General features: G+C 63.2%; 20 protein-coding genes. 4 read left to right on the top strand and 16 right to left on the bottom strand.

Features of this window, described 5'->3' with window-relative positions; all coding sequences use genetic code 11:
- The 8 genes from QYS36_RS02110 to QYS36_RS02075 all read right to left on the bottom strand — a co-directional run bounded on the left by QYS36_RS02110 (position 1) and on the right by QYS36_RS02075 (position 9,105).
- A complete protein-coding gene (locus QYS36_RS02110) occupies positions 1 to 285 on the bottom strand; it encodes a hypothetical protein (RefSeq protein WP_308837923.1) in 285 nt (94 codons plus the stop codon).
- 333 nt (positions 286 to 618) lie between these two features.
- Positions 619 to 2,565 carry an EAL domain-containing protein gene (locus QYS36_RS02105; protein WP_308837922.1) on the bottom strand — a complete coding sequence of 649 codons (1,947 nt, stop codon included), beginning with the start codon at positions 2,563 to 2,565 and terminating at the stop codon, positions 619 to 621.
- Positions 2,566 to 2,877: 312 nt separating this feature from the next.
- Positions 2,878 to 3,579 carry an arsenical resistance protein ArsH gene (arsH, locus tag QYS36_RS02100; protein ID WP_308837921.1) on the bottom strand — a complete coding sequence of 234 codons (702 nt, stop codon included), beginning with the start codon at positions 3,577 to 3,579 and terminating at the stop codon, positions 2,878 to 2,880.
- 11 nt (positions 3,580 to 3,590) lie between these two features.
- Positions 3,591 to 4,061: an arsenate reductase ArsC gene (locus QYS36_RS02095; protein WP_308837920.1), complete on the bottom strand. Its 471-nt coding sequence runs from the start codon at positions 4,059 to 4,061 to the stop codon at positions 3,591 to 3,593.
- A gap of 27 nt (positions 4,062 to 4,088) precedes the next feature.
- Positions 4,089 to 5,372, bottom strand: a complete 1,284-nt coding sequence (locus tag QYS36_RS02090) for an arsenic transporter (RefSeq protein WP_308837919.1) — start codon at positions 5,370 to 5,372, stop codon at positions 4,089 to 4,091.
- Positions 5,373 to 5,393: 21 nt separating this feature from the next.
- Positions 5,394 to 5,741, bottom strand: coding sequence for a metalloregulator ArsR/SmtB family transcription factor (locus QYS36_RS02085; RefSeq protein ID WP_308837918.1), 348 nt, complete (start codon positions 5,739 to 5,741; stop codon positions 5,394 to 5,396).
- 208 nt (positions 5,742 to 5,949) lie between these two features.
- Positions 5,950 to 7,431, bottom strand: a complete 1,482-nt coding sequence (locus QYS36_RS02080) for a SulP family inorganic anion transporter (protein WP_308837917.1) — start codon at positions 7,429 to 7,431, stop codon at positions 5,950 to 5,952.
- 594 nt (positions 7,432 to 8,025) lie between these two features.
- Complete coding sequence (locus QYS36_RS02075; RefSeq protein ID WP_308837916.1) at positions 8,026 to 9,105, bottom strand: tartrate dehydrogenase; 1,080 nt, start codon at positions 9,103 to 9,105, stop codon at positions 8,026 to 8,028.
- A gap of 106 nt (positions 9,106 to 9,211) precedes the next feature.
- On the opposite strand from QYS36_RS02075, the gene QYS36_RS02070 reads away from it, so the two are divergent.
- The 4 genes from QYS36_RS02070 (at position 9,212) to QYS36_RS02055 (ending at position 13,221) form a co-directional block, all read left to right on the top strand.
- Positions 9,212 to 10,123 carry a LysR substrate-binding domain-containing protein gene (locus QYS36_RS02070; RefSeq protein ID WP_308837915.1) on the top strand — a complete coding sequence of 304 codons (912 nt, stop codon included), beginning with the start codon at positions 9,212 to 9,214 and terminating at the stop codon, positions 10,121 to 10,123.
- Positions 10,124 to 10,395: 272 nt separating this feature from the next.
- Complete coding sequence (locus QYS36_RS02065) at positions 10,396 to 11,100, top strand: HAD-IA family hydrolase (protein WP_308837914.1); 705 nt, start codon at positions 10,396 to 10,398, stop codon at positions 11,098 to 11,100.
- A gap of 59 nt (positions 11,101 to 11,159) precedes the next feature.
- Complete coding sequence (locus tag QYS36_RS02060) at positions 11,160 to 12,443, top strand: FAD-binding oxidoreductase (protein ID WP_192424733.1); 1,284 nt, start codon at positions 11,160 to 11,162, stop codon at positions 12,441 to 12,443.
- 61 nt (positions 12,444 to 12,504) lie between these two features.
- On the top strand, positions 12,505 to 13,221 hold the full coding sequence (locus QYS36_RS02055) for a cupin domain-containing protein (protein WP_192424735.1): 717 nt from the start codon (positions 12,505 to 12,507) through the stop codon (positions 13,219 to 13,221).
- Positions 13,222 to 13,230: 9 nt separating this feature from the next.
- Here the strand turns inward: QYS36_RS02055 and QYS36_RS02050 are convergent, their stop codons facing one another.
- The 8 genes from QYS36_RS02050 to gabT all read right to left on the bottom strand — a co-directional run bounded on the left by QYS36_RS02050 (position 13,231) and on the right by gabT (position 20,284).
- On the bottom strand, positions 13,231 to 14,523 hold the full coding sequence (locus tag QYS36_RS02050; protein WP_308837913.1) for an FAD-binding oxidoreductase: 1,293 nt from the start codon (positions 14,521 to 14,523) through the stop codon (positions 13,231 to 13,233).
- Positions 14,524 to 14,533: 10 nt separating this feature from the next.
- Entirely contained in the window at positions 14,534 to 15,265 is a 732-nt protein-coding gene (locus QYS36_RS02045) for an amino acid ABC transporter ATP-binding protein (RefSeq protein ID WP_192424739.1), read from the bottom strand.
- Positions 15,262 to 15,912 (bottom strand): amino acid ABC transporter permease, encoded by a 651-nt coding sequence (locus QYS36_RS02040; protein ID WP_308837912.1) that lies wholly within the window; start codon positions 15,910 to 15,912, stop codon positions 15,262 to 15,264. The genes QYS36_RS02045 and QYS36_RS02040 overlap by 4 nt, the downstream gene beginning before the upstream one ends.
- A 70-nt stretch (positions 15,913 to 15,982) precedes the next feature.
- Positions 15,983 to 16,729 carry an ABC transporter substrate-binding protein gene (locus QYS36_RS02035; RefSeq protein WP_192424744.1) on the bottom strand — a complete coding sequence of 249 codons (747 nt, stop codon included), beginning with the start codon at positions 16,727 to 16,729 and terminating at the stop codon, positions 15,983 to 15,985.
- A 32-nt stretch (positions 16,730 to 16,761) separates the two neighbouring features.
- Positions 16,762 to 17,403 carry a helix-turn-helix domain-containing protein gene (locus QYS36_RS02030; RefSeq protein ID WP_192424746.1) on the bottom strand — a complete coding sequence of 214 codons (642 nt, stop codon included), beginning with the start codon at positions 17,401 to 17,403 and terminating at the stop codon, positions 16,762 to 16,764.
- 292 nt (positions 17,404 to 17,695) lie between these two features.
- Complete coding sequence (locus QYS36_RS02025) at positions 17,696 to 18,187, bottom strand: Lrp/AsnC family transcriptional regulator (RefSeq protein WP_192424748.1); 492 nt, start codon at positions 18,185 to 18,187, stop codon at positions 17,696 to 17,698.
- A gap of 35 nt (positions 18,188 to 18,222) precedes the next feature.
- Positions 18,223 to 18,909 (bottom strand): hypothetical protein, encoded by a 687-nt coding sequence (locus tag QYS36_RS02020; protein WP_192424750.1) that lies wholly within the window; start codon positions 18,907 to 18,909, stop codon positions 18,223 to 18,225.
- An 85-nt stretch (positions 18,910 to 18,994) separates the two neighbouring features.
- A complete protein-coding gene (gabT, locus tag QYS36_RS02015; RefSeq protein WP_308837911.1) occupies positions 18,995 to 20,284 on the bottom strand; it encodes a 4-aminobutyrate--2-oxoglutarate transaminase in 1,290 nt (429 codons plus the stop codon).
- Between the last annotated feature and the right edge of the window lie 91 nt (positions 20,285 to 20,375).

Raw genomic sequence — 20,375 nt, 5'->3', positions numbered from 1 at the left:
CTAGGTCTGCCTGGTATCCATTGCAGCCTTGTTGCCATCGAAGTCCTCGGGCTCCACGGGCGGTGCTTCGTCCGGTAGCGAGGTTGGCTCGCTTTCGGTGCCGCTGCCCGGATCCGGGCCGTCGTCGTGCTCGGTGCCGAGCTCTCTGCCAGGCTGCTGCGCCAGGGGCCGCCTAATCGCGCTCACCGAGCCCTGCCTGGGATCTGGGGCAGAGGCTTGGGGCGCGACATAGCCTGGGTTGCCCTGGTAGTGGGGCGTCCCATCTTTCAGATTGACGACTTTCATGACGGTGTACCTCGAGGTAGGCCAAAGAGTTGGCCTACCTCATCGGAGCGGGGAGCGGGGTACGAGGTTCATGCTCAACGATGACCGCCGGGCGGATCGCGACACTGCAAGCGTAGCGGCGTATCGAGCCTGTGAGGACGTGCTGTGCCCTTTCCGGGAGCCGCTTGGTTGCGGGTTTTGACTTCTGGTGCCTGAAAAATCCAGGTAGCGCTGTGCATCGCCAAGCAGGGGAGTTGGGGTGCCCGGCCCGGGTTGCATGAACGAAGGTGCAGCGTTGAAGCAGGCGTTGTTGCCGGGGCAGGTGCGCAAGGGGGGCCTTGCCTTGTCGGTGGGTCAGACCGCCTGCGCCTTGGCCAGTTTTTCGCCTGCAAGCCAGGCGCTGATGTCGCAGGCAGGCATCGGTTTGGAGAACAGGTAGCCCTGGGCTCGGGTGCAGCCGAGGTTTTTCAGGGCGGCGAGTTCTGCGGCGCTTTCCACGCCTTCGACGATGCACTCCAGCTGCATGTCCTGGCACAGGGCAATCAGCGACTTGACGATCTTGAAGCTGGCCGGGTCGAGGTGGATGTCCGTGACGAAGGTGCGGTCCACCTTCAGTTTGGTCAGCGACAGCGCGTGGATCTGGCTCAGGCTGGAATAACCGGTGCCGAAGTCGTCGAGGGAAATGCCGCAGCCCAGTTCGCGCAACCGGCTGATCGTCCGCTGGGTTTGCGGCAGGTCCTGGATGGCGGCGGTTTCGGTGATTTCCAGATCGAGACGGGCCGGGTCGAAACCGCTGCGCTTGATCAGCTCGACGATCTGCTGGGCGGCATCCTGCGAGCCACAGTCGTGGGCGGACAGGTTGAAGGACAGGCGGGTACCCGCCGGCCAGCCTGTCGCCGCGTCCAGCGCTTTGCTCAGCAACGGCACGGTGAGGCGATTGACCATGCCAACGCGCTCGGCAATCGGGATGAACTCACCTGGTGGCACGTTACCCAGCTCCGGGCTTTGCCAGCGTGCCAGTGCCTCGAAGGCGACGGTTTGCGCACTGTGAATATCCACGATGGGCTGGAACACCACGTGAAACTCAGCATCCAGATCGGCCCGGCGCAGGGCCTGTTCGGTCAGCCCTTCGCGATTGAGCTGCTGGCGATGGGCTGCGCTGAACAGGCAGACCGTGCCGGGGCGGTGGCGCTTGCTCTGGTACAGGGCATAGTCGGCGTATTCATACACCTGGGTGGCGCAGGCTGCCTGGTCCGGGAAGGTGGCGATGCCCAGTGACCCACTGATCTGGATGGGGATGTCCACGAGCAGAAACGGCTCGCGCAGGCTGGCGCAGATCTTCTCGCCAAAGGTACACAACTGCTCGTCGTTCATGGCCTGGGTGATGATCAGGGCGAACTCGTCACCGCCCAGGCGGGCCAGGTGCACATCGTCGTCGAGCAGCCCGGTCAGGCGCTGGCCAACCTGATAGAGCAGCTTGTCACCAATGCTGTGGCCATACAGATCGTTGACCGGCTTGAAGCCATCCAGGTCGATCAGCCCCACCGCCAGGCGGGTCTCCTGCTCGCTGGCGCGCGCCAGCCGCGTATCGAGGCGGGAAAAGAACTGCCGCCGATTGGCCAGCCCGGTCAGGCTGTCCTGGTTGGCCAGGTGCAGGTTTTCCTCGCTGAGTTTTGCCGTCTGCGCCTGCATGTTCACCAGCCGAGTGAAGTCGGCGTACTGGGCCTTGAGAATGATCAGCATGGCGACGGACACCAGCAGCACGTCAATCGCAGTGGCGACGAAGGTGATGATGGTGGTGGACGCGAAGAACACCACGAACGCCGTGTTGACCACAGCGGCGGTGGCCAAGGCGGCTGGCAGCAGGTGCATCATGCAGAAAATGCAGCCGATGACCGTGATCGCCATGTAGAAGGCGACATGCGCCTGGGCGTAGCTGTCGCCATAGGGAAACAGTGCCAGCGACCAGGCGGTGAACGCCACGGCCACGAACGGCGCGAGCATATTGGTGCGTTTCAGCGCGGTCGCCATCTGCGCCGGGCTGCGCGTTTGCCCTCGCGTGCGTACCCAGTCCACCGCACGGACCACACCGAACACGGTCATGAGCAACGGGCAATACACCACCAGCCAGCGCGGCGCGACCGCAAAGTGGGTGCCCGCCAGCATCAGGGTGTTGACCAGCAGGATGAAGTACATCATGGGCAACTGGCGAGCCAGCGCGATGTATTGCGCCTTGACCAGGCCAGGATTGTCCTTGGGTACGGACATCAGCGCTCGCACGGCGAGCAGTGTTTTGTTCATCAGGCGACGCTCTGAAAATAGACCAGATAAATAACCGAGCGGATTATCCTTTCCAGCCTGGATCGAGCAGGGCTAAACCCATGCTCTCATGGGAACGTGTCGGCCGACGCTCAGGTTTCTATAGTCTTTACGACTAATGGCACTTTGCTTTCGTTCCACCTACCTGTTGCGATGCTCGTCAGCCAGGCAAGGGCGGTCGAGAGGCATCGACGCTTGACGGCCAGTGGGCTGCCGGTCTGCGCCGATTGGCGCCCTAGCGCAGGCAGATGATCGGCGAACAATGCCCGCCTCGGTCGCCCGGCATCCGGCACCTCAGATCGAGCGTTGATTGACGCGGGCAGCGAGTTGCTCGGCTGTTTCCTTGCGTTCGGAATAGCGATCCACGAGAAACGCCTGCTGATCGCGCAGCAGCAGGGTGAACCTCATCAGCTCTTCCATCACGTCGACCACACGGTCGTAGTAGGCGGACGGCTTCATGCGATCGTCGCCGTCGAATTCCAGGTAGGCCTTGGGCACCGACGACTGGTTGGGGATGGTGAACATGCGCATCCAGCGGCCCAGCACGCGCAGTTGATTGACCACGTTGAACGATTGCGAACCGCCGCATACCTGCATGACAGCCAGCGTCTTGCCCTGGCTGGGCCTGACCGCACCGAGTGCCAGAGGAATCCAGTCGATTTGAGCCTTGAATACGGCGGACATGGCGCCGTGTCGCTCCGGTGAGCACCAGACCTGGCCCTCCGACCACAGCACCAGATCACGCAGCTCCTGCACCTTGGGGTGCTCCACGGGTGCGTCATCGGGCAGCGGCAGGCCCGATGGATCGAAGATGCGCGTCTCGGCGCCGAAGTGTTGCAGCAACCGCGCCGCTTCCTCGACCAGCAGGCGGCTGAAGCTGCGCTCACGGGTGGAGCCGTGGAGCAACAAGATCCTGGGCTGGTGCCGGCTTGGCTCGATGCGGCAGGAGAATTGGCCGATCAGGTCGTTTTCCAGGTTGGGCAGTTCAGCGCTCATCGATGCGTCCCTCAGAGTTGGCCAATGCGATCCAGCTCGCGCTTGAGCGCGTCATCGCTCAGGTCGCCGAAAGGCAGCGCCAGGAAGGCGCGGCAACGCTGCTCTATGCGTGCCAGCGTCGCCTTGAAGGCTGCCGCCACCTCGGTTTCGTCGCCCTGCACATCGGAGGGATCTTCCAGCCCCCAATGCGCTTTGAGTGCCGGGCCGAAGTACACCGGGCACGCTTCACCAGCCGCCTTGTCGCACACGGTGATGACGATATCGGGCGGGTTGGCCGCGAAGGCCTCGTTGCCCTTGCTGCTCAGGCCGGTGGTAGAGATGCCTGCCTCTTCCAGCGTTTGCAGGCTGCGGGGCAGCACCTGGCCCTTGGGGAAACTGCCGGCACTCACGGCCTCGAAGCCCTGGGGCGCGATATGGTTGAACAGCGCTTCGGAGAGGATGCTCCGGCAGCTGTTGGCGGTGCACATGAAAAGGACTCGCATGGTGACTCCTGCCGCCAATGGCGGGCTTCAAAGGCTCAAGCGCAAGGCAAGCGCAGAGAGGGTGATGAGCAGCACGGGAAAGGTCAGCAAGGCGCCAACCTTGAAGTAGTAGCCCCAGGTGATGCGGATGCCCTTGCGCTGCAGGACGTGCAGCCACAGCAAGGTCGCCAGGCTGCCGATGGGCGTGATCTTCGGGCCAAGATCACAGCCAATGACGTTGGCGTAGATCATCGCCTCGCGCACCAGGTCGGAACTGTTACTCGCATCGATGGACAGCGCGCCGATCAGTACGCTGGGCATGTTGTTCATGACCGACGACAGCAGCGCCGACAGCAGCCCGGTGCCGAGCGCCGCAGCCCAGATCCCGTGCTCGCCAAGGCGGTTGAGCACGGCGGTGAGGTGGCTCGTGAGGCCTGCATTGTTCAGCCCGTAGACGACCAGATACATGCCCAGCGAGAAGACCACGATTTGCCAGGGCGCCTCGCGCAACACCCGGCGAGTCGAGATCACCTGCCCCCTGGCGGCGACCGCGAAGAGCAGCGCGGCGCACACCGCGGCAACCACGCTGACCGGCACGCCCATGGGCTCCAATACGAACAGGCCGACCAGTAGCAGCCCGAGCACCCACCAGCCGCAGACGAAGGTGGTGCGGTCGCGGATGGCGGATCGAGGAGCTTTCAGATCGGCCAGCAAGTAAGTGGCTGGTACTTCACGGCGGAAGTAAAGGAACAGCACGAGCAGCGTCGAGGCCACGCTGGCCACGGTCACCGGCACCATTACCGAGGCATATTCGGCGAAGCCCAGCCCGAAGAAGTCGGCAGAAACGATATTGACCAGGTTGGAGACCACCAGCGGCAGGCTCGCGGTGTCGGCAATGAAGCCCGCTGCCATGACGAATGCCAGTGTGGCACCGGCCGAGAAGCGCAGTGCGACCAGCAGCGAAATGACGATGGGGGTGAGGATCAGCGCGGCACCGTCATTGGCGAACAGTGCCGAAACGGCTGCTCCCAGCAGCACGGTGAAGGCGAAGAGGCGCCGTCCGTTGCCATTCGCCCAGCGGGCCACATGCAGGGCCGCCCACTCGAAGAAACCCGCCTCGTCCAGCAACAGGCTGATGATGATGATCGCGATGAAGGTTGCGGTGGCGTTCCACACCACAGCCCAGACCGTGGGGATGTCCTGAAACGACACCGCACCGACCACCAGGGCCAGGGCGGCGCCGATCGTCGCGCTCCAGCCCACCCCCAAGCCACGGGGCTGCCAGATGACCAGGATGAGGGTGAAGACGAATACAGCGGCGGCGATGACCATCTACAGGGCTCCTGGCCAGGTTTAGCAGCAACCGATGGCGCGCTCGGGGCGTCCATCCATCGTGTTCAGGCGGGCCGTGCCGTCGCTCAGCCATGCGCTGTTGCCTGCCGAGGTGATGCGCAGCACCTCTTTGAACCACTCCGGCAGGCCGGGATTGAGCCGGTAGTACACCCACTGCCCCTGGCGGCGATCGAGCAACAGCCCGGCAGTTCGTAACTGTGCCAGGTGCCGGCTGATCTTCGATTGATTGTCTTGCAGGGCGCACATCAGTTCGCAGACACAGAGTTCTCCGTGTTCGGCGATCAGCAGGGTGGCACGAGCGCGGGTCTCGTCTGCCAGGCATTTGAAGGCATCGGGAGGGGTCAGCATGGTCGCCACATATATATGAAAAAACGAATATGCGGATATTCACATATAAAAAGCTGGCTGGCTAGTGCATCGCAGATGCTGCAGCTGCTTCAGGCCGAGGAGGAGGTGGGGCGGCCAGAGCGCTCCTCTGGCCAAAAGACTCGGCTGGCAGGCCAAGGGCTGCGCAGCCAGGCTGAGCAGCTGGGCCCAGCCGAGCGCAGGACTCCACTCAGTGCTTCAAGAGTTGATCCAGTGCGTCCGGCTTGCCATGCATGGCGAAACGGTCAACCAGCGTGGCGCTGGCCTGATTGAGCCCCACCAAGTCGACTTCGGTACCCGCACCGCGAAACGTGAGCATTATCTTGTCGAGCGCACCGACTGCAGTGATGTCCCAGAAATGCGCATCGGTCAGGTCGATGACCACGTTTTCCAGCGACTCTCGTGTATCGAATGCTGCGACGAACTGATCGGCAGACGCGAAGAACACTTGGCCAATAACCCGATAGCGTCGAGTGCCGTTGATAAGCTCCGAATCGATGGCCAATAGGCGGCCGATTTTGTTCGCGAAGAACATCGCGGCGAGCAATACCCCGGCGAGCACGCCGTAGGCCAGATTGTGGGTCCAGACCACCACCACCACGGTCACGATCATCACGAGATTGGTCGACAGGGGGTATTTCTGCAGGTCGCGCAGCGATGCCCAGCTGAACGTGCCGATCGATACCATGATCATGACTGCAACGAGCGCAGCCATCGGGATCTGGCTGACCCAGTCGCTGAGAAATACCACCATCACCAGCAACACGACGCCAGCAGTCAACGATGAGAGCCTGCCGCGGCCGCCGGACTTAACGTTGATGATCGACTGGCCGATCATCGCGCAGCCAGCCATACCGCCGACCAGGCCCGAGGCGATGTTGGCAATGCCCTGTCCTTTGCACTCACGGTTTTTATCGCTTGGCGTGTCCGTCAGGTCGTCGACGATGGTTGCCGTCATCATCGACTCGAGCAGGCCTACCACTGCCAGCGCCGCCGAGTACGGCAAGATGATCAGCAAGGTATCGATGTTCAGCGGCACTTGCGGCCAGAGAAAAACGGGCAGGGTGTCCGGCAACTCGCCCATGTCGCCGACGGTCCGGATGTCCAGGCCCAGCGCGAGGGAGGTTGCGGTAAGCACGAGGATACAGACCAGCGGAGAAGGCAACAGACGACCAACCAGGGGCACGTACGGCAGGAGGTAGATGATGCCGAGACCCGCTGCGGTCATGGCGTAAACATGCCAGGTGACGTTGGTCAGCTCGGGCAGCTGGGCCATGAAAATCAGTATGGCCAACGCATTTACGAAGCCGGTAACCACCGAGCGCGAGACAAAGCGCATCAAGCTGCCCAGCCTGAGGTAGCCGGCGAAAATCTGCAGCACGCCGCAAAGCAGGGTCGCAGCAAGGAGGTATTGCAGGCCATGCTCCTTGACCAGGGTGACCATGAGCAGCGCCATTGCGCCGGTCGCTGCGGAAATCATGCCTGGTCTACCGCCTACAAACGCGATGACCACGGCGATGCAGAACGACGCATACAGGCCGACCTTCGGGTCGACGCCGGCAATGATCGAGAAAGCGATTGCCTCCGGAATCAGCGCCAAGGCAACGACGATACCGGCGAGCACATCGCCACGGATGTTGAACAACCAGGTGTTTTGCAGTTTTGCGAGCATAGGAATCCCACGAATAGGTCGCAAAGCACGGCGCGAAGACGCACAGCAACTTGCGATAGGTTCGAATTTTCAGGGTTCAGTGGGCTGGGCGAGAAACCGGAATCACACGCACAGCAGAGGGCGCCGCAGTCAAGGCGAGCGGCGAGGTGACGCGAGGGGGCGGTGCTTTATGGCGGCGTAGGCAGCCAGAGGTGTTGGGCGGAGCGAGTCACGATGGGCGTAACCAAGACGGCTTTCGGGCTCGCCATCATACAGGCGCTGCAGCAGGCCTGCACACCGCCTCGGCTGCGGCATGCCCGCTCTGCGATTTTTTATGGGCGCTCAACGTGATGACATGCGGCTCGAATACCGGGCGTTGCGCTCGACCCGGCCGTTCATCGGTTCGCCACCCATGTGCCGGTACAGGTTGCCGAGCAAGGCGCTGAAGGCGCCATGGGTAGAGCATAACGATGATCGCGTGTTGCAGGTGACCCCTGTCGAGAACGTTGGGCATCGATGCAGGACCATGGGCGCTTCGCAGGCGTTGCCGGCCTGGCGCGCGGCAATCCTCTGAATGCGCTTGCTCAAACAGAGGAGTGCACGCTATCACGGCGCTCAGCAGGCCGCTGCGATGGCCTTGCCCAACGCTTCGGTGGTTCCGGTGCCGCCGATGTCGCCGGTCAGCGGCGCGTTGTGCGGCCCCATCGCCAGGACCTTTTCGATGGCTGCCAGAACCGCGGCGCCAGCTTCAGGGTGGCCAAGGTGGTCGAGCATCATGGCGCCGCACCAGATCTGCCCGATGGGGTTGGCGATGCCCTTGCCGGCGATATCGGGGGCCGAACCATGCACGGGTTCGAACAGGCTGGGGAATTTGCGCTCGGGGTTGATGTTGGCCGACGGCGCGATGCCGATGGTGCCGGTACAGGCCGGGCCCAGGTCGGAGAGAATGTCGCCGAACAGGTTGCTGGCCACCACCACATCGAACCAGTCCGGGTGCAGAACGAAGTTCGCGGTGAGGATGTCGATGTGGTACTTGTCGACCTTGACCTCAGGGTATTGCTTGCCCATTTCGGCGACGCGTTCGTCCCAGTACGGCATGGTGATGGCGATGCCGTTGGACTTGGTGGCCGAGGTCAGGTGCTTCTTCGGACGGCTCTGTGCCAGGTCGTAGGCGAACTTGAGAATGCGGTCGACGCCCACCCGGGTCATCACCGTTTCCTGCAGCACGATCTCCCGCTCGGTGCCGGGGAACATCTTGCCGCCGACGCTGGAATACTCGCCTTCGGTGTTCTCGCGCACCACCCAGAAATCGATGTCGCCGGGCTTGCGATTGGCCAGCGGCGCCTTGACGCCGGGCATCAGCCGGCAGGGGCGCAGATTGACGTACTGGTCGAACTCGCGGCGAAACTGCAGCAGGGAATCCCACAGCGAGATGTGATCCGGCACCACGTCCGGCCAGCCGACGGCACCAAAATAGATGGCGTCGTAGCCCTTGAGCAACTCGAACCAGTTGTCCGGCATCATCTTGCCGTGGGCCACGTAGTAGTCGGCACAGGCGAAATCGAACCAGTCCCACTGCAGGTCGATATCGTGCTTGGCTGCCACGGCGTCGAGTACCCGCACGCCTTCGGGCATCACTTCCTTGCCGATGCCATCACCGGGGATCACGGCGATCTTGTATTGGGCCTTGCTCATGATTGGACTCCTGGGGCTCGTGGGGATTGCCAGGCAGTGTATGTAGTGTTTTTAAATTAATAATTGGCCTATAAAGAAAGGCACTCTTATCTTTTCGGAAACAATTGTGAGCGCCATCGATGATCTGAGTTTTTTCCAGCAGGTGGCCACACGCGCCAGCCTGACCGAGGTGGCGCGCCACCTAGGCTTGTCGCTGCCGGCGGTCAGCAAGCGCCTCAGCCAGCTGGAGGCACGCCTGGGCGTGCAATTGCTCCAACGCACCACCCGGCGCTTGTCGCTGACGCCGGAGGGCTCCCTGTATCTGGAAGGCGGGCGGCCGATCCTGCGTCAGCTGGAAGAGTTGGAAAGCGCCCTGGACAGCCGCCAGTCAACCTTGCGGGGGCGGCTGCGAATCAATGCCACCCTGGGTTTCGGCCGGCGGCATCTGGCGCCACTGGTGTCGCAGTTCGCCCGCTTGCACCCGCAGCTGGAGATATCCCTGGAGCTGACCAGCCAGCCGCTGAGCCTGCTCGATGATCAATTCGACGTGGGGCTGTGCATGGGCGAGCCGCCGGATTCACGCTTGATTGGCGTACGGCTGCTGGATAATCCACGGGTTCTGTGCGCCTCGCCTGAATACCTCGAGGCGATGGGCGAACCCGTCAGCGTGGCTGATCTGGCACGCCACAACTGCATCGTGTTGCGCCAGTTCGGCAGCGATTACGCGATCTGGCGTTTCCACAAGGACGGCCGCGAGTTCTCCCACAAGGTCAGTGGCACGCTATCGAGCAACGACGGGGAAGTTGCCGTGAGCCTGGCGCTGGAAGGCCATGGGCTGATTCTGCGTTCGCTCTGGGATGTGCATGAACACCTGGCGTGTGGGCGCTTGCGTGCCGTATTGGCTGATCATCAGGCGCCCCGTGGCGATATCTTCGCGGTGTATCAGCATCGCCGGCATATCCCCCAGCGTATCTCCGTGTTCGTTCGCTACCTGGCCCAGGAGCTGAGCAAGCGTCTGCCGTTTGCCGCACTTCGATAACGGCCTGCAGTGACGGCCCACAGTCAGGTGGTCGCCATTGCCAAAGGCGTACAGGCCCGCGTCGTAGCACCCAGGCTGCAGCAGCTGGAAGTGCATTTCGGTCTGGCCCCGTGCCCCCTGATCGGCCTGCGAGCACAGCTGCCGCTTGCCGAGTAAAAAAACGGTAGGTTATGCCTCAGGGTTAGAGCAAAACAGAATATTTCGTGAGGGGGCAGGCCGATAATTAATCGACCAGAGAGTTTTCCCCCATGATCCTTCCTGTGGAGCGCCCCATGTCTTTCAAGCAGTTCAAAGCCCTAACGTTCGATGTCGTCGGCACCCTGATCGATTTTGAAGCCGGCATTCTCGCCCACATGCGCGAAGTATCGGGCGAGGCGGGCAAGGCCCATAGCGATGACGATATTCTCAAGGCGTACCGCGAGGCCCGTGCGATGGAAGACGCGGGTTGGTTTCCGGACGATCTGGAGCGCTGCTATCACCTGATGGCGCGTGCGCTGGGGCTGCCCGACAACGATGACTACGCCAAAGGCCTGGCCGCCTCGGTGAAGAACTGGCCGGCCTTCCCGGACTCCGTCGAAGCGCTCAAGCGCCTGCGCAAGCACTACAAACTGGTGGCGATGACCAACGCCCAGCGCTGGGCGCTGGATCACATGGCCGCGACCCTGGAGCAGCCGTTCGACTTCGAGTTCACCATCGACGACTCGCGCTTCGAGAAGCCCGATCCGCAATATTTCGGCTACGTGCGAGGCGCCCTGGCGACCCAGGGCATCCTCTTCGAAGACATCCTGCACACCGCGCAGAGTCAGTACCACGACATCGGCGTGGCCGTGCGCCTGGGCTATCAGGTGTGCTGGATCGAGCGCCGCCACGCGCAGAAGGGCAGCGGCGGTACCCTGGAGTCGGCGCACACCAAGCCGCATTACCACTTCACCTCGCTGGCGCAACTGGCGGATGCGGTCGACAAAGAGCTGGGCTGACCCTGGTTGCGTGACGGCCGGCGCGTGAGCGCCGTTTCCAACTTGGCCAAGAGGCTGGCATGACTGTTCAGAGCTTATGGGCGGCCACCGCCCAACCCGCCCCCGCCCTGCAATCGCTGCAAGGTGATCGGCAGTGCGACGTGGTGATCATCGGTGCCGGCTATACCGGCCTCTCGGCTGCCAGGCACATCGCCGAAAGTGGCCGTGAGCCGCTGATCGTCGAGGCCAATACCCTGGCCTGGGGGGCCAGTGGCCGCAATGGCGGGGTGGTGTCACCGAAGTTTCGTGTCGGCTTCTCCAGCCTGATGGCGCGCTTCGGGCGTGACACCGCCTTGCACATGTACCGAACCGGCCACGCGGCGGTAGCCAGCGTGGCCGAGACGGTGGCAACCCTCGGCCTGGCCGACGCCCAGTTCACGCTCAGTGGGCACATTGCGGCGGCGCACAACGTTCACGCGCTGGGTGGTTTGCAGTCGACCGCTGACTGGATCAAGCGCGAAACCGGTGGCGAATCCTCGGTGATGATTTCCGCCGAACAGGTACGCGAGCTGACCGGCTCGACGATCTTTGCCGGCGGCCTGTTGACGCCGCAGGCTGGCGGTATTCATCCGCTCAATTATGCGCGAGGGATTGCTCGGCACCTGCTCGACAGGGGCGCGCAGGTGTATATCAACACGCCCGCCGAGCAGGTGGTGCGCGAGGATGGCCGCGTCATCGTGCATACGCCCCAGGGGCGGGTCAGTGCCCGGCAGGTGATCTACGCCACCAACGGCTATTCGGATCAGAGCCGCGCCACCGCGACGCTGCATCGTCGGCTGATCCCGTTTCGCAGTGCCATCATCGCCACCGAGCCACTGCCGGCCCAGGTACTGGCCAGCCTCATGCCGGGCGGCCAGGTGTGCGGTGATACCAAGCGCATGCTGCGCTGGTTCCGGGTGGTGGGCGACCGGCTGATCTTTGGTGGCCGCGGGGCATTCGGCAAAAACGATTCGCAAAGCGCCTTCGACGATCTCCAGCGCAGCATGGCAGTGGTGTTCCCCATCCTGCGCGACTACCAGGTCGCCTACCGCTGGTCAGGCCTGGTGGCCATGACCCTCGACTACTTGCCCCATGCAGGCCAGCTCGACGAAAACAGTTACTACGCCATCGGCTACAACGGCGGTGGGGTGGCGATGTCGACGTGGATGGGCAAGCAGTTGGCGGCGATGACGGCCGGCGAACAGGTCGAACTCGGCCCGCTTGGCGGCCAGGGCTTCAATCCCATCCCCCTGCATGCCTTCCGCACGCCCGGCGTTCGCCTGGCCGCCGGCTGGCAGCAGTTTCTCGATGTACTTGGCCGTTAGGTCGATCCGCTGCGGGTCGGCGCTTAGGCGGCCGGCCTCAGCCGCCGAATGAAGTGAGCCCATGATTCCCATTGTGCATTTCACCCAGCCCGAATCCACCCGCCTGCTGCCTGACGAGGTCGAGAGCACGCTGCCCGACGACCCGCTGAGCAAGGGGCGGCATGTCCACTTCCAGGCGCTGCAGCAAGGGTACGTCAGCGGTGTGGCGTGCGCCGTGACTGTCGACCAGAGCATCAGCGCCTTCCCCTGGGTCGAGCTGAGCATCATCGAGGCCGGTACCCTGCAGGTGGAGGGTGACGGCTATGCCCTGACGGCGTCCGCCGGGGAGGTTCTGCTCGTGCCTCGTGGCGCCACGTTGCGCTGGAAGCATGACGGCGAGCTGCGGCGCATCTTCGTCGCGTTCACTGCGGCTGGCAGCCTGGGCGAGATGCCGGCGCGGGCGGTGAAGATCGATCCGCACGCCGAGCTGCAACCGTGCAGCCCGCCGTCGGCCGAGGTGCTGCTGACGCCCGAGCCGATTGCCCATAGCCACACCCAGTTCGACAGCGGCGACTGCCTGCGCATCGGCATCTGGAGTTGTACGCCCTATGCGCGCCGACAGGTGCAGCCAGGCTACAGCGAGCTGATGTACTTCTACGAAGGCGGCGTGAGTTTCGATACGCCGAGCGGCGAGCGTTACGAGGTAAAGGCTGGTGAAGCCATCCTCATCCCGGCCGGTGCCACCAATGCCTGGCGCAACGCTGTAGCGGTGAAGAAGCTGTTCTGCATCCTTGGCTGAAACAAGCCTCTACACGCCACCGTCGGTGATGCGATACCAGGCGATCACGGCGGCGATATACAGACGACGCATGCCATACAGCGGAAAGGCCTTGATGCCCGATGGCTGGACCGGCAACACCCGCTGATCGCCACTGAGCAGATAGCTGGCCAGCGCCTGGCCCATGCGCGTCTGCAGGCCGACGCCACGCCCCTGGCAGCCGATATCGATGAGCAGGCCAGGTGCCGGCTCGTGCAGGTGCGGCAGGTAATCACGGGTGACCGCAACGTGGCCGCACCAGCGGTAATCGAAGGGTATGCCGGCCACCTGGGGGAACAGCTTGGCCACCGCTGCCTCGAGGTGCGACCAGTGATCCCGGCGTGTCGGGTCGGGTTCCTGAAAGGTGCCACGGCCGCCCATCAGCAACCGCCCCGTGTGATCGAAGCGGTAATAGAGCAGCAGGTTGCGCGCGTCGGAGCTGACATGACCTTGCGGCAATATCGTTTGGCGCAGCGCTGGCGGCAGTGGCTGGGTGGCCACCTGGAAGGAGTTGGCGTCGATGATGGTCTTGCGCAGGTTCGGCCATAGATCGTCGGTGTAGCCGTTGGTGCAGAGCAGCACCCGCTCTGCCGTGACGCTGCCGCCTGCCACCGTCGCCGTCCATTGCTTGCCACTGCGCTGCAGGGCGGTGACGCGTGACTGGCTGAACAGGCGTACGCCAGCCGCTATCGCCACCCGTGCCAGCTCACGGGCATAGCTCAGCGGCTGGATGCCGCCGCCACGGGGGTCGACCCAGCCGCCCAGGTACTTGTTGGTGCCGAGCAGGCGTTCGGCCTGGCCCTGGTCGAGCAGCTCGGTCGCCACGCCCTGAGCGGCCCAGTCGCGCGCACGGCGCTGAGCCAGCTGCATGGCCTGGGCGTTGTGGGCGCCCTGGATCCAGCCCTGACGCACACGAGGTACGTCCAGGGCATGTTTGTCGATCAGCTCGAACACCGCATCGGCGGTGCTGCCGGCAAAGTCGACCAGGCGCTGGCCCTCCTTGGCGCCAAAGCGCGCCAGCAGCTCGCTGGGGTCGTACTTCAGGCCGGGAATCACCTGACCGCCATTGCGCCCGGAGCCGCCGAAGCCGACTTCCTGCGCCTCCAGCAGCACCACGTCGACGCCTTGCTCGGCCAGGTGCAGGGCGGTGCTCAACCCACAGTAGCCGGCACCGACGATGATCACATCCGCCTTCAGGGCGTCCTGCAGGCTATCGGTGTGCGGCGCGGCCACGGCGGTTGCCGCCCACAACGAATGACGCAGTGGGAAATACGCTCGGTTCATGTGCTGCGCCTCATATCGGGTTCAGTACGCGGTGCAGGAAATCCTGCGTGCGCGGGTGCTGAGGGGCGTTCAATACGTCCTTGGCGACGCCCTGCTCGACGACCAGGCCGCCATCGATAAACAGCACGCGATCGGCAACTTCGCGAGCGAACTGCATTTCGTGGGTGACCACCACCATGGTCATGCCCGATTCAGCCAGTTGGCGCATGACGCCGAGCACGTCGCCGACCAGTTCCGGGTCGAGGGCCGAGGTCGGTTCATCGAACAGGATCGCCTTGGGCCGCATCGCCAGTGCCCGGGCAATCGCCACCCGCTGTTGTTGCCCGCCAGACAGCTGGCTGGGGTAGGCATCGGCTTTTTCGGCGAGGCCGACACTGGCCAACAATTCCCTGGCATGCACGATGGCCTGCTCGCGGTTTTCGCCCTTCACGTAGATCGGGCCTTCGGTGACGTTCTCCAGCACCGTGCGGTGTGGAAACAGGTTGAAGCGCTGGAACACCATCGCCACTTCGCTGCGGATTGCCTTGATGCCGGGCGAGCCGCGTTCGACCTTCTGGCCGTCGATGGTGATGCTGCCGCCCTGGTAGCTTTCCAGGCCGTTGATGCAGCGCAGGATGGTCGACTTGCCCGAGCCGGATGGGCCGATGATGCACACCACCTCACCCTTGGCGACGCTGGCGTCGACGCCCTTGATGACCTGCAGAGCGCCGTAGGCCTTTTGCAGCCCGCTGATCTCGATCATTTCTGCCCCCGTTTCTCGAAGTGGCGCACCAGCAGGATCAGTGGCACGCACATGATCAGGTAGAGCAGCGCGACCAGGGTGAACACCGTGGCGTTCTGGAAGGTGGATGTGGCGATCAGCTTGCCCTGCAGGGCGAGTTCGGCAACCGTGATGGTCGAGGCCTGGGACGAGTCCTTGAGCATCATGATCATGGTGTTGCCATAGGGCGGCAGCACGATGCGAAAGGCCTGGGGCAGCACCACACGGCGCATCATCAGCCACCAGCTCATGCCCATCGCTTCAGCGGCTTCCAGCTGGCCCTTGTCGATGGCCTCGATACCGGCGCGAAAGTTCTCCGCCTGGTAGGCCGAATAGGCGATGCCCAGGCCGATGATGCCGGCCTGCAGGGCACTCAGCGACAGGCCGAAGTCCGGCATCACGAAGTAGATGTAGAACAGCAGCACGATGATCGGGATGCCGCGCAGCAGGTTGATGATCGAGCTGCTGAGCCACACCAGCACGCTGATTCCCGAGACCCGCATGGTGGCCCAGACCAGGCCGAGCAGGGTGGACAACAGCAGCGAGCCCAGGGTCACCTGAATGGTCAGCCAGGCACCCTGCAGCAGAATCGGCAGGTACTCGGCGGAGCGTTGCAGAAATTCGGACATGAAAAGACTCTCGAGTCGTCACGGCGGCATGCCGCCGTGGAGTACACGGAAAAGTGGCCTCGGTACCGGGTTACAGCCCCCACTTGCTGACGATGCCGGCGATGCTGCCATCGGCCTGCAGCTTTTCCAGGGCGCTGTTGATGCGGCTCATCAGTTCGGGGTTGTCCTTGCGTGCGGCAATGCCGATGTCGTTGACCATGGTCGGCTTGTAGCTGGTCACCAGGCGCAGGTTGGGGAAGTTGTCCTGGGCGATGGCATAGGCCGCGATGGGGTAGTCCAGTACGGCCACGTCGATACGGCCGGCGTTGGCATCGCGCAGCAGGTCGGCGGTGGTGTCGTAGAGCTTCACGTCACTGAACAGGCCACTGTTCTGCAGGGTGGCGACAAAGGCAGTGCCCACCTGGACGCCCGCTCGCTTGCCCTTGAGCTGGGCCATTTCGGTGTAGTCGGTGGTGTCCTTGCTCGGCACTACCACGCCTTCGCCGTAGCTGTAGACCGGGGTCGAGAAATCGACCACCTTCTTGCGCTCATCGGTGATGAACATGGCCGCCGAGATCAGGTCGACTCGCCTGGAGCTCAGCGAGCCGATCAGCGCGGAGAACTGCATGGGCTCGATCTGCACGTCGAAGCCGGCCTCCTTGCCGACGGCGCGGACGATATCGACCATCACGCCTTCGATGCTGTTGCGCTTGGTGTCGAGAAAGGTGAAGGGGCTGCCGGTGGGCGTCGAGGCGACCTTCAGGGTTTCAGCCTGGCTGCACACACTGGTCAGGGTCAGTGCAGAGAACAGCGTGGCGATCAGCAAGCGATTTTTCATGCAGCTTTACCTCATGTGAAGGACGGTAGCGGTCAGGAAGTCTTGCGGGCAATAGCCCAGATAACCGTTGTGAAACTCTTGCCAGGGTTGCGCCAGCGGCGCGGGGTGGCGCCGTCGTAGCAGAAACTGTCGCCGGTCTGCAGAAGCAGCAGGCGGTCCTCGATCACCAGTTCGAGCTGGCCTTCGACGATGTAGCCGACCTGCTCGCTCTGCTGAGTGGTGAACAGGCCATCGCCGGTGGAGCCTTCGGGCTCGATGACCACCCGGTACATCTCCACGCCACCGGGGGCTGCGGGAGGGGTCAGGTTTTCCTTGTGAATGCGCCTTTTCTGCACATCGATCAGCGGGTGCTGGCCGGCGCGCACGACCGTGCTGCCGGCTTCACTGTCATGCAGTTGGGTATTGCGGATGAGCTGCTCCATGGGCAACTCCAGCTCCAGTGCCAGGGCGCTGAGGGTGCGCAGCGACAGCGAACGCAAGCCACGCTCCGCCTGGCTGAGCAGGCTGACGGAGATGCCGGCCGCATTGGCGACCGCTTTCAGCGACTTGCCCGATTGCTTGCGACGATGGCGAAGCTGCTCGCCGAGCCAGATATCGATAAAGGTATTGATACGCTGCGCCGGCGGGCTTGGTGGCGGGTTTTCGATGCCGTCTTGCGTGCTTTTGCGGGCCATGGCTGCTCTGTGTAATTTTTAATACTGTGTAATTTTTACAAAGCAAGTCCCGCGCCATAGTAGTGGAAAGTGCATGAGAGGGTCGGTATAGAGGGGGGAGGCCGCGTGGCAGCGTAAAGCCGTGCACGATGCTGGAGCGTGCCTGTTCGATATGGGGCGATTATCTGGGTATTTCGGGAGCGAATGGCGTTACCGGAGCTGGCGTTTCTGCTCTGGGCGATCCGTGCGTGGTTGCTTGTCGGGTGCTTCTATTGCGTGCAGCAGAGCGCCCGGTGGATGGGCGCGCACGGCCTCAAACGGCGTGAACCAGGCTGCGTAGCGGTACGGTACTTTTCACCACCGGCGACTTGATGACGATGTAGCTGAAGTACTTGTCGATGCCGATGTTCCTGTCCAGGATCGACTCCATCAGTTCCTGGTAATGCTGGATGCTGCTGCACAGGAAGCGCACCAGATAATCGTAGCCACCGCTGATCAGGTGGCATTCGAGCACTTCGTCGATGTTGCGAATGCTCGACTCGAACTTCACGAAATCGGCGCGCTTGTGATCGGAGAGGGTCATCTCGGTGAACACGGTGACCGAGTTGGCGAACTTGGCCAGGTTGACGTGCGCTTCATAGCCGCTGATGTAGCCGGCCGCCTCCAGGCGCTTGACCCGTTGCAGGCAGGGGCTCGGCGAGAGACCTACCGCGTCGGCAAGGCTGACGTTGGTCATGCGGCCGTCTTTCTGCAATTGAACCAGGATATTGATATCGATACGGTCGAGCTTGGTTGCTGCATCCATCGTTCAGTCCTCGCAATGTCGAATCGGAGCCTCGATCAAGCCAACAGCGCACGCTGATGGGCATATGCCAGGTCGGCGAGGCTGGCATATTCGCAGCGCTTGCCGTCCATTGCCTGAGGCGAGTTGTTCCATGGTGAATGGTGATCGCGGCGCAACGTGCAGATTGGAAAGTCCACCCGGTCGACCCACGGATCATCACTCTCGGTGCTGCGCACCGGTAGCAGCTCAGCGCGCTCCAGTCCTAGACGCTGCAGCGCGCTTTCAAGGCCCGCGTGCCAGTCGTCACTGGCCGGCTCGATGACCGCATCGAAGGCGATCGGCAGACGCTCGGCAAGGGCCTGTACATCGATGCCGTAAGGCGGGGCGATCAGTATCAGGCGGTAGAACTTGCTCAAGTACTGCAGAGCGCCCGGCGCATCTTCGAACATGGGCCACTGGGCAGAAGAGCTACTGAACGCCACACTTTCATCCCAGTCGGGAACGATCTGCAATTGTTGCGCCAGACGCTGGTAGAGCTGCCCGTGAAATGCCGTGGCGCTGCTGTGTCCGTTGCTGTTGGCCAGCTCGCCAGCGACGTGCCGGTAGGCATCGAGCAATTGGGCGTCGCCCGCCAGCCCCTGCACCTGCACTGCCAGTGGACGCAGCCCTTCGATAATGCCCCGTTCACGATCAACCAGGGTGCCGAACGACAGGCCCAGTGCCTTGTATTGGGTAACCTTCATTGCTCGCTCCAGAATATGGCCGTGCTACATCCCTGATCATTCAGGCCAGCGCCCACTGCCGCGACGCCGCCCCCTCCCATTCTGCTCAGCAGGCCGCCGCCAGCGCCTTGTCGAGCATTTGCAAGGCTTCGGCCAGTTGCTCGGGTGTGGTCACCAGGGGGGCGAGGAAGCGCACCACGTTGCGGTGTATGCCGCACTTGATCACCAGCAGCCCGGCGTTGCGCGCCTCGTCGATGACCTTTTGCGCCAGGGCCGCATCCGGGCTCTGGCGGTCATCGTCGGCGACCATCTCGATGGCCTGCATGAAGCCCAGACCGCGCACCTCGCCGATCCGCGGGTAGCGACGCTGCAGGGCCTGCAAGCCCTCGTTGAGTTGCGCCGCAAGCATCTCGCTCTGCTCCAGCAGATTCTGCTCTTCGAACAGATCCAGTACCGCCAGGGCGGCAGCACAGGCCACCGGGTTGCCACCGTAGGTGCCGCCCAGGCCGCCGGGTGTCGGCGCGTCCATGATCGCCGCGCGGCCTACCACGCCCGACAGCGGCATGCCGCCGGCCAGGCTTTTGGCCACGGTGACCAGATCCGGCTGGATACCGGCATGCTGGAACCCGAACATGCTGCCGGTGCGACCGAAGCCGGCCTGGATTTCATCGAGGATCAGCACGATGCCATGCTCGGTGCAGCGTGCGCGCAGGGCCTGCAGGAACTCCTTTGGCGCGGCCAGAAAACCACCGTCGCCCTGTACCGGTTCGATGATGATGGCCGCCACCCGATCAGGCGCCACATCGGTGGCGAACAATTCGTCAAGCTCGGCCAGCGCACGCTCGCTGCTGATGCCGCGGTAGGCGTTTGGGTAGGTCGCATGGTAGATCTCGGCAGGGAAAGGGCCGAAATTCTGCTTGTAGGGCTGGCTCATGCCGGTCAGCGTCACGCCCAGCAGCGTGCGGCCATGGAAGCCGCCGCGAAAGGAAATCACCGCCGTGCGGTTGGTGTAGCCGCGGGCAATCTTGACGGCATTTTCCACGGCCTCGGCGCCAGAGGTGAACAGCACGCTCTTGTAGTGCTCGTCACCGCCCACCAGTTTGTTCAGGCGCGCCGCCAGCTGGATATAGGTTTCGTACGCCACCACCTGAAAGCTGGCGTGGGAGATTTCACCGGCCTGGCGACGTACCGCCTCGACGATGCGCGGGTGACTGTGGCCGGTGTTCAACACGCCGATGCCGCCGACGAAGTCCAGATAGCGCTTGCCGTCGACATCCCAAAGCTCGGCGCCTGCGGCCCGAGCCGCGACCACCGGATGAGCGGTGGCGATGCCACGGGGAACGTGTTGCTCACGCAGGGTCAGCAGGCGTTGAGTTTCGGTCAGTGCAGAATTCATCTCGATCTCCATGAGCGCCGGGGTGGCGGGTATGTGATCAGGATAAGGATTGCCCGGAACCACAAGCGCTGAAGTTCGTGCAGGCCGCGGG

This window comes from Pseudomonas sp. G34 (assembly GCF_031119625.1).
In the GTDB taxonomy this organism is placed as follows: domain Bacteria; phylum Pseudomonadota; class Gammaproteobacteria; order Pseudomonadales; family Pseudomonadaceae; genus Aquipseudomonas.
This window is presented reverse-complemented; position numbering and strand designations above follow the sequence as displayed.

Coding starts and splice junctions, on each gene's coding strand:
- QYS36_RS02090 (WP_308837919.1), bottom strand. CDS start 5,372: ATGGTCATCGCCGCCGCTGTATTCGTCTTCACCCTCATCCTGGTCATC.
- QYS36_RS02060 (WP_192424733.1), top strand. CDS start 11,160: ATGACTGTTCAGAGCTTATGGGCGGCCACCGCCCAACCCGCCCCCGCC.
- QYS36_RS02040 (WP_308837912.1), bottom strand. CDS start 15,912: ATGTCCGAATTTCTGCAACGCTCCGCCGAGTACCTGCCGATTCTGCTG.
- QYS36_RS02055 (WP_192424735.1), top strand. CDS start 12,505: ATGATTCCCATTGTGCATTTCACCCAGCCCGAATCCACCCGCCTGCTG.
- QYS36_RS02045 (WP_192424739.1), bottom strand. CDS start 15,265: ATGATCGAGATCAGCGGGCTGCAAAAGGCCTACGGCGCTCTGCAGGTC.
- QYS36_RS02110 (WP_308837923.1), bottom strand. CDS start 285: ATGAAAGTCGTCAATCTGAAAGATGGGACGCCCCACTACCAGGGCAAC.
- QYS36_RS02065 (WP_308837914.1), top strand. CDS start 10,396: ATGTCTTTCAAGCAGTTCAAAGCCCTAACGTTCGATGTCGTCGGCACC.
- QYS36_RS02035 (WP_192424744.1), bottom strand. CDS start 16,729: ATGAAAAATCGCTTGCTGATCGCCACGCTGTTCTCTGCACTGACCCTG.
- QYS36_RS02085 (WP_308837918.1), bottom strand. CDS start 5,741: ATGCTGACCCCTCCCGATGCCTTCAAATGCCTGGCAGACGAGACCCGC.
- QYS36_RS02050 (WP_308837913.1), bottom strand. CDS start 14,523: ATGAACCGAGCGTATTTCCCACTGCGTCATTCGTTGTGGGCGGCAACC.
- QYS36_RS02020 (WP_192424750.1), bottom strand. CDS start 18,909: ATGAAGGTTACCCAATACAAGGCACTGGGCCTGTCGTTCGGCACCCTG.
- gabT (WP_308837911.1), bottom strand. CDS start 20,284: ATGAATTCTGCACTGACCGAAACTCAACGCCTGCTGACCCTGCGTGAG.
- QYS36_RS02105 (WP_308837922.1), bottom strand. CDS start 2,565: ATGAACAAAACACTGCTCGCCGTGCGAGCGCTGATGTCCGTACCCAAG.
- QYS36_RS02095 (WP_308837920.1), bottom strand. CDS start 4,061: ATGCGAGTCCTTTTCATGTGCACCGCCAACAGCTGCCGGAGCATCCTC.
- QYS36_RS02025 (WP_192424748.1), bottom strand. CDS start 18,187: ATGGATGCAGCAACCAAGCTCGACCGTATCGATATCAATATCCTGGTT.
- arsH (WP_308837921.1), bottom strand. CDS start 3,579: ATGAGCGCTGAACTGCCCAACCTGGAAAACGACCTGATCGGCCAATTC.
- QYS36_RS02075 (WP_308837916.1), bottom strand. CDS start 9,105: ATGAGCAAGGCCCAATACAAGATCGCCGTGATCCCCGGTGATGGCATC.
- QYS36_RS02080 (WP_308837917.1), bottom strand. CDS start 7,431: ATGCTCGCAAAACTGCAAAACACCTGGTTGTTCAACATCCGTGGCGAT.
- QYS36_RS02030 (WP_192424746.1), bottom strand. CDS start 17,403: ATGGCCCGCAAAAGCACGCAAGACGGCATCGAAAACCCGCCACCAAGC.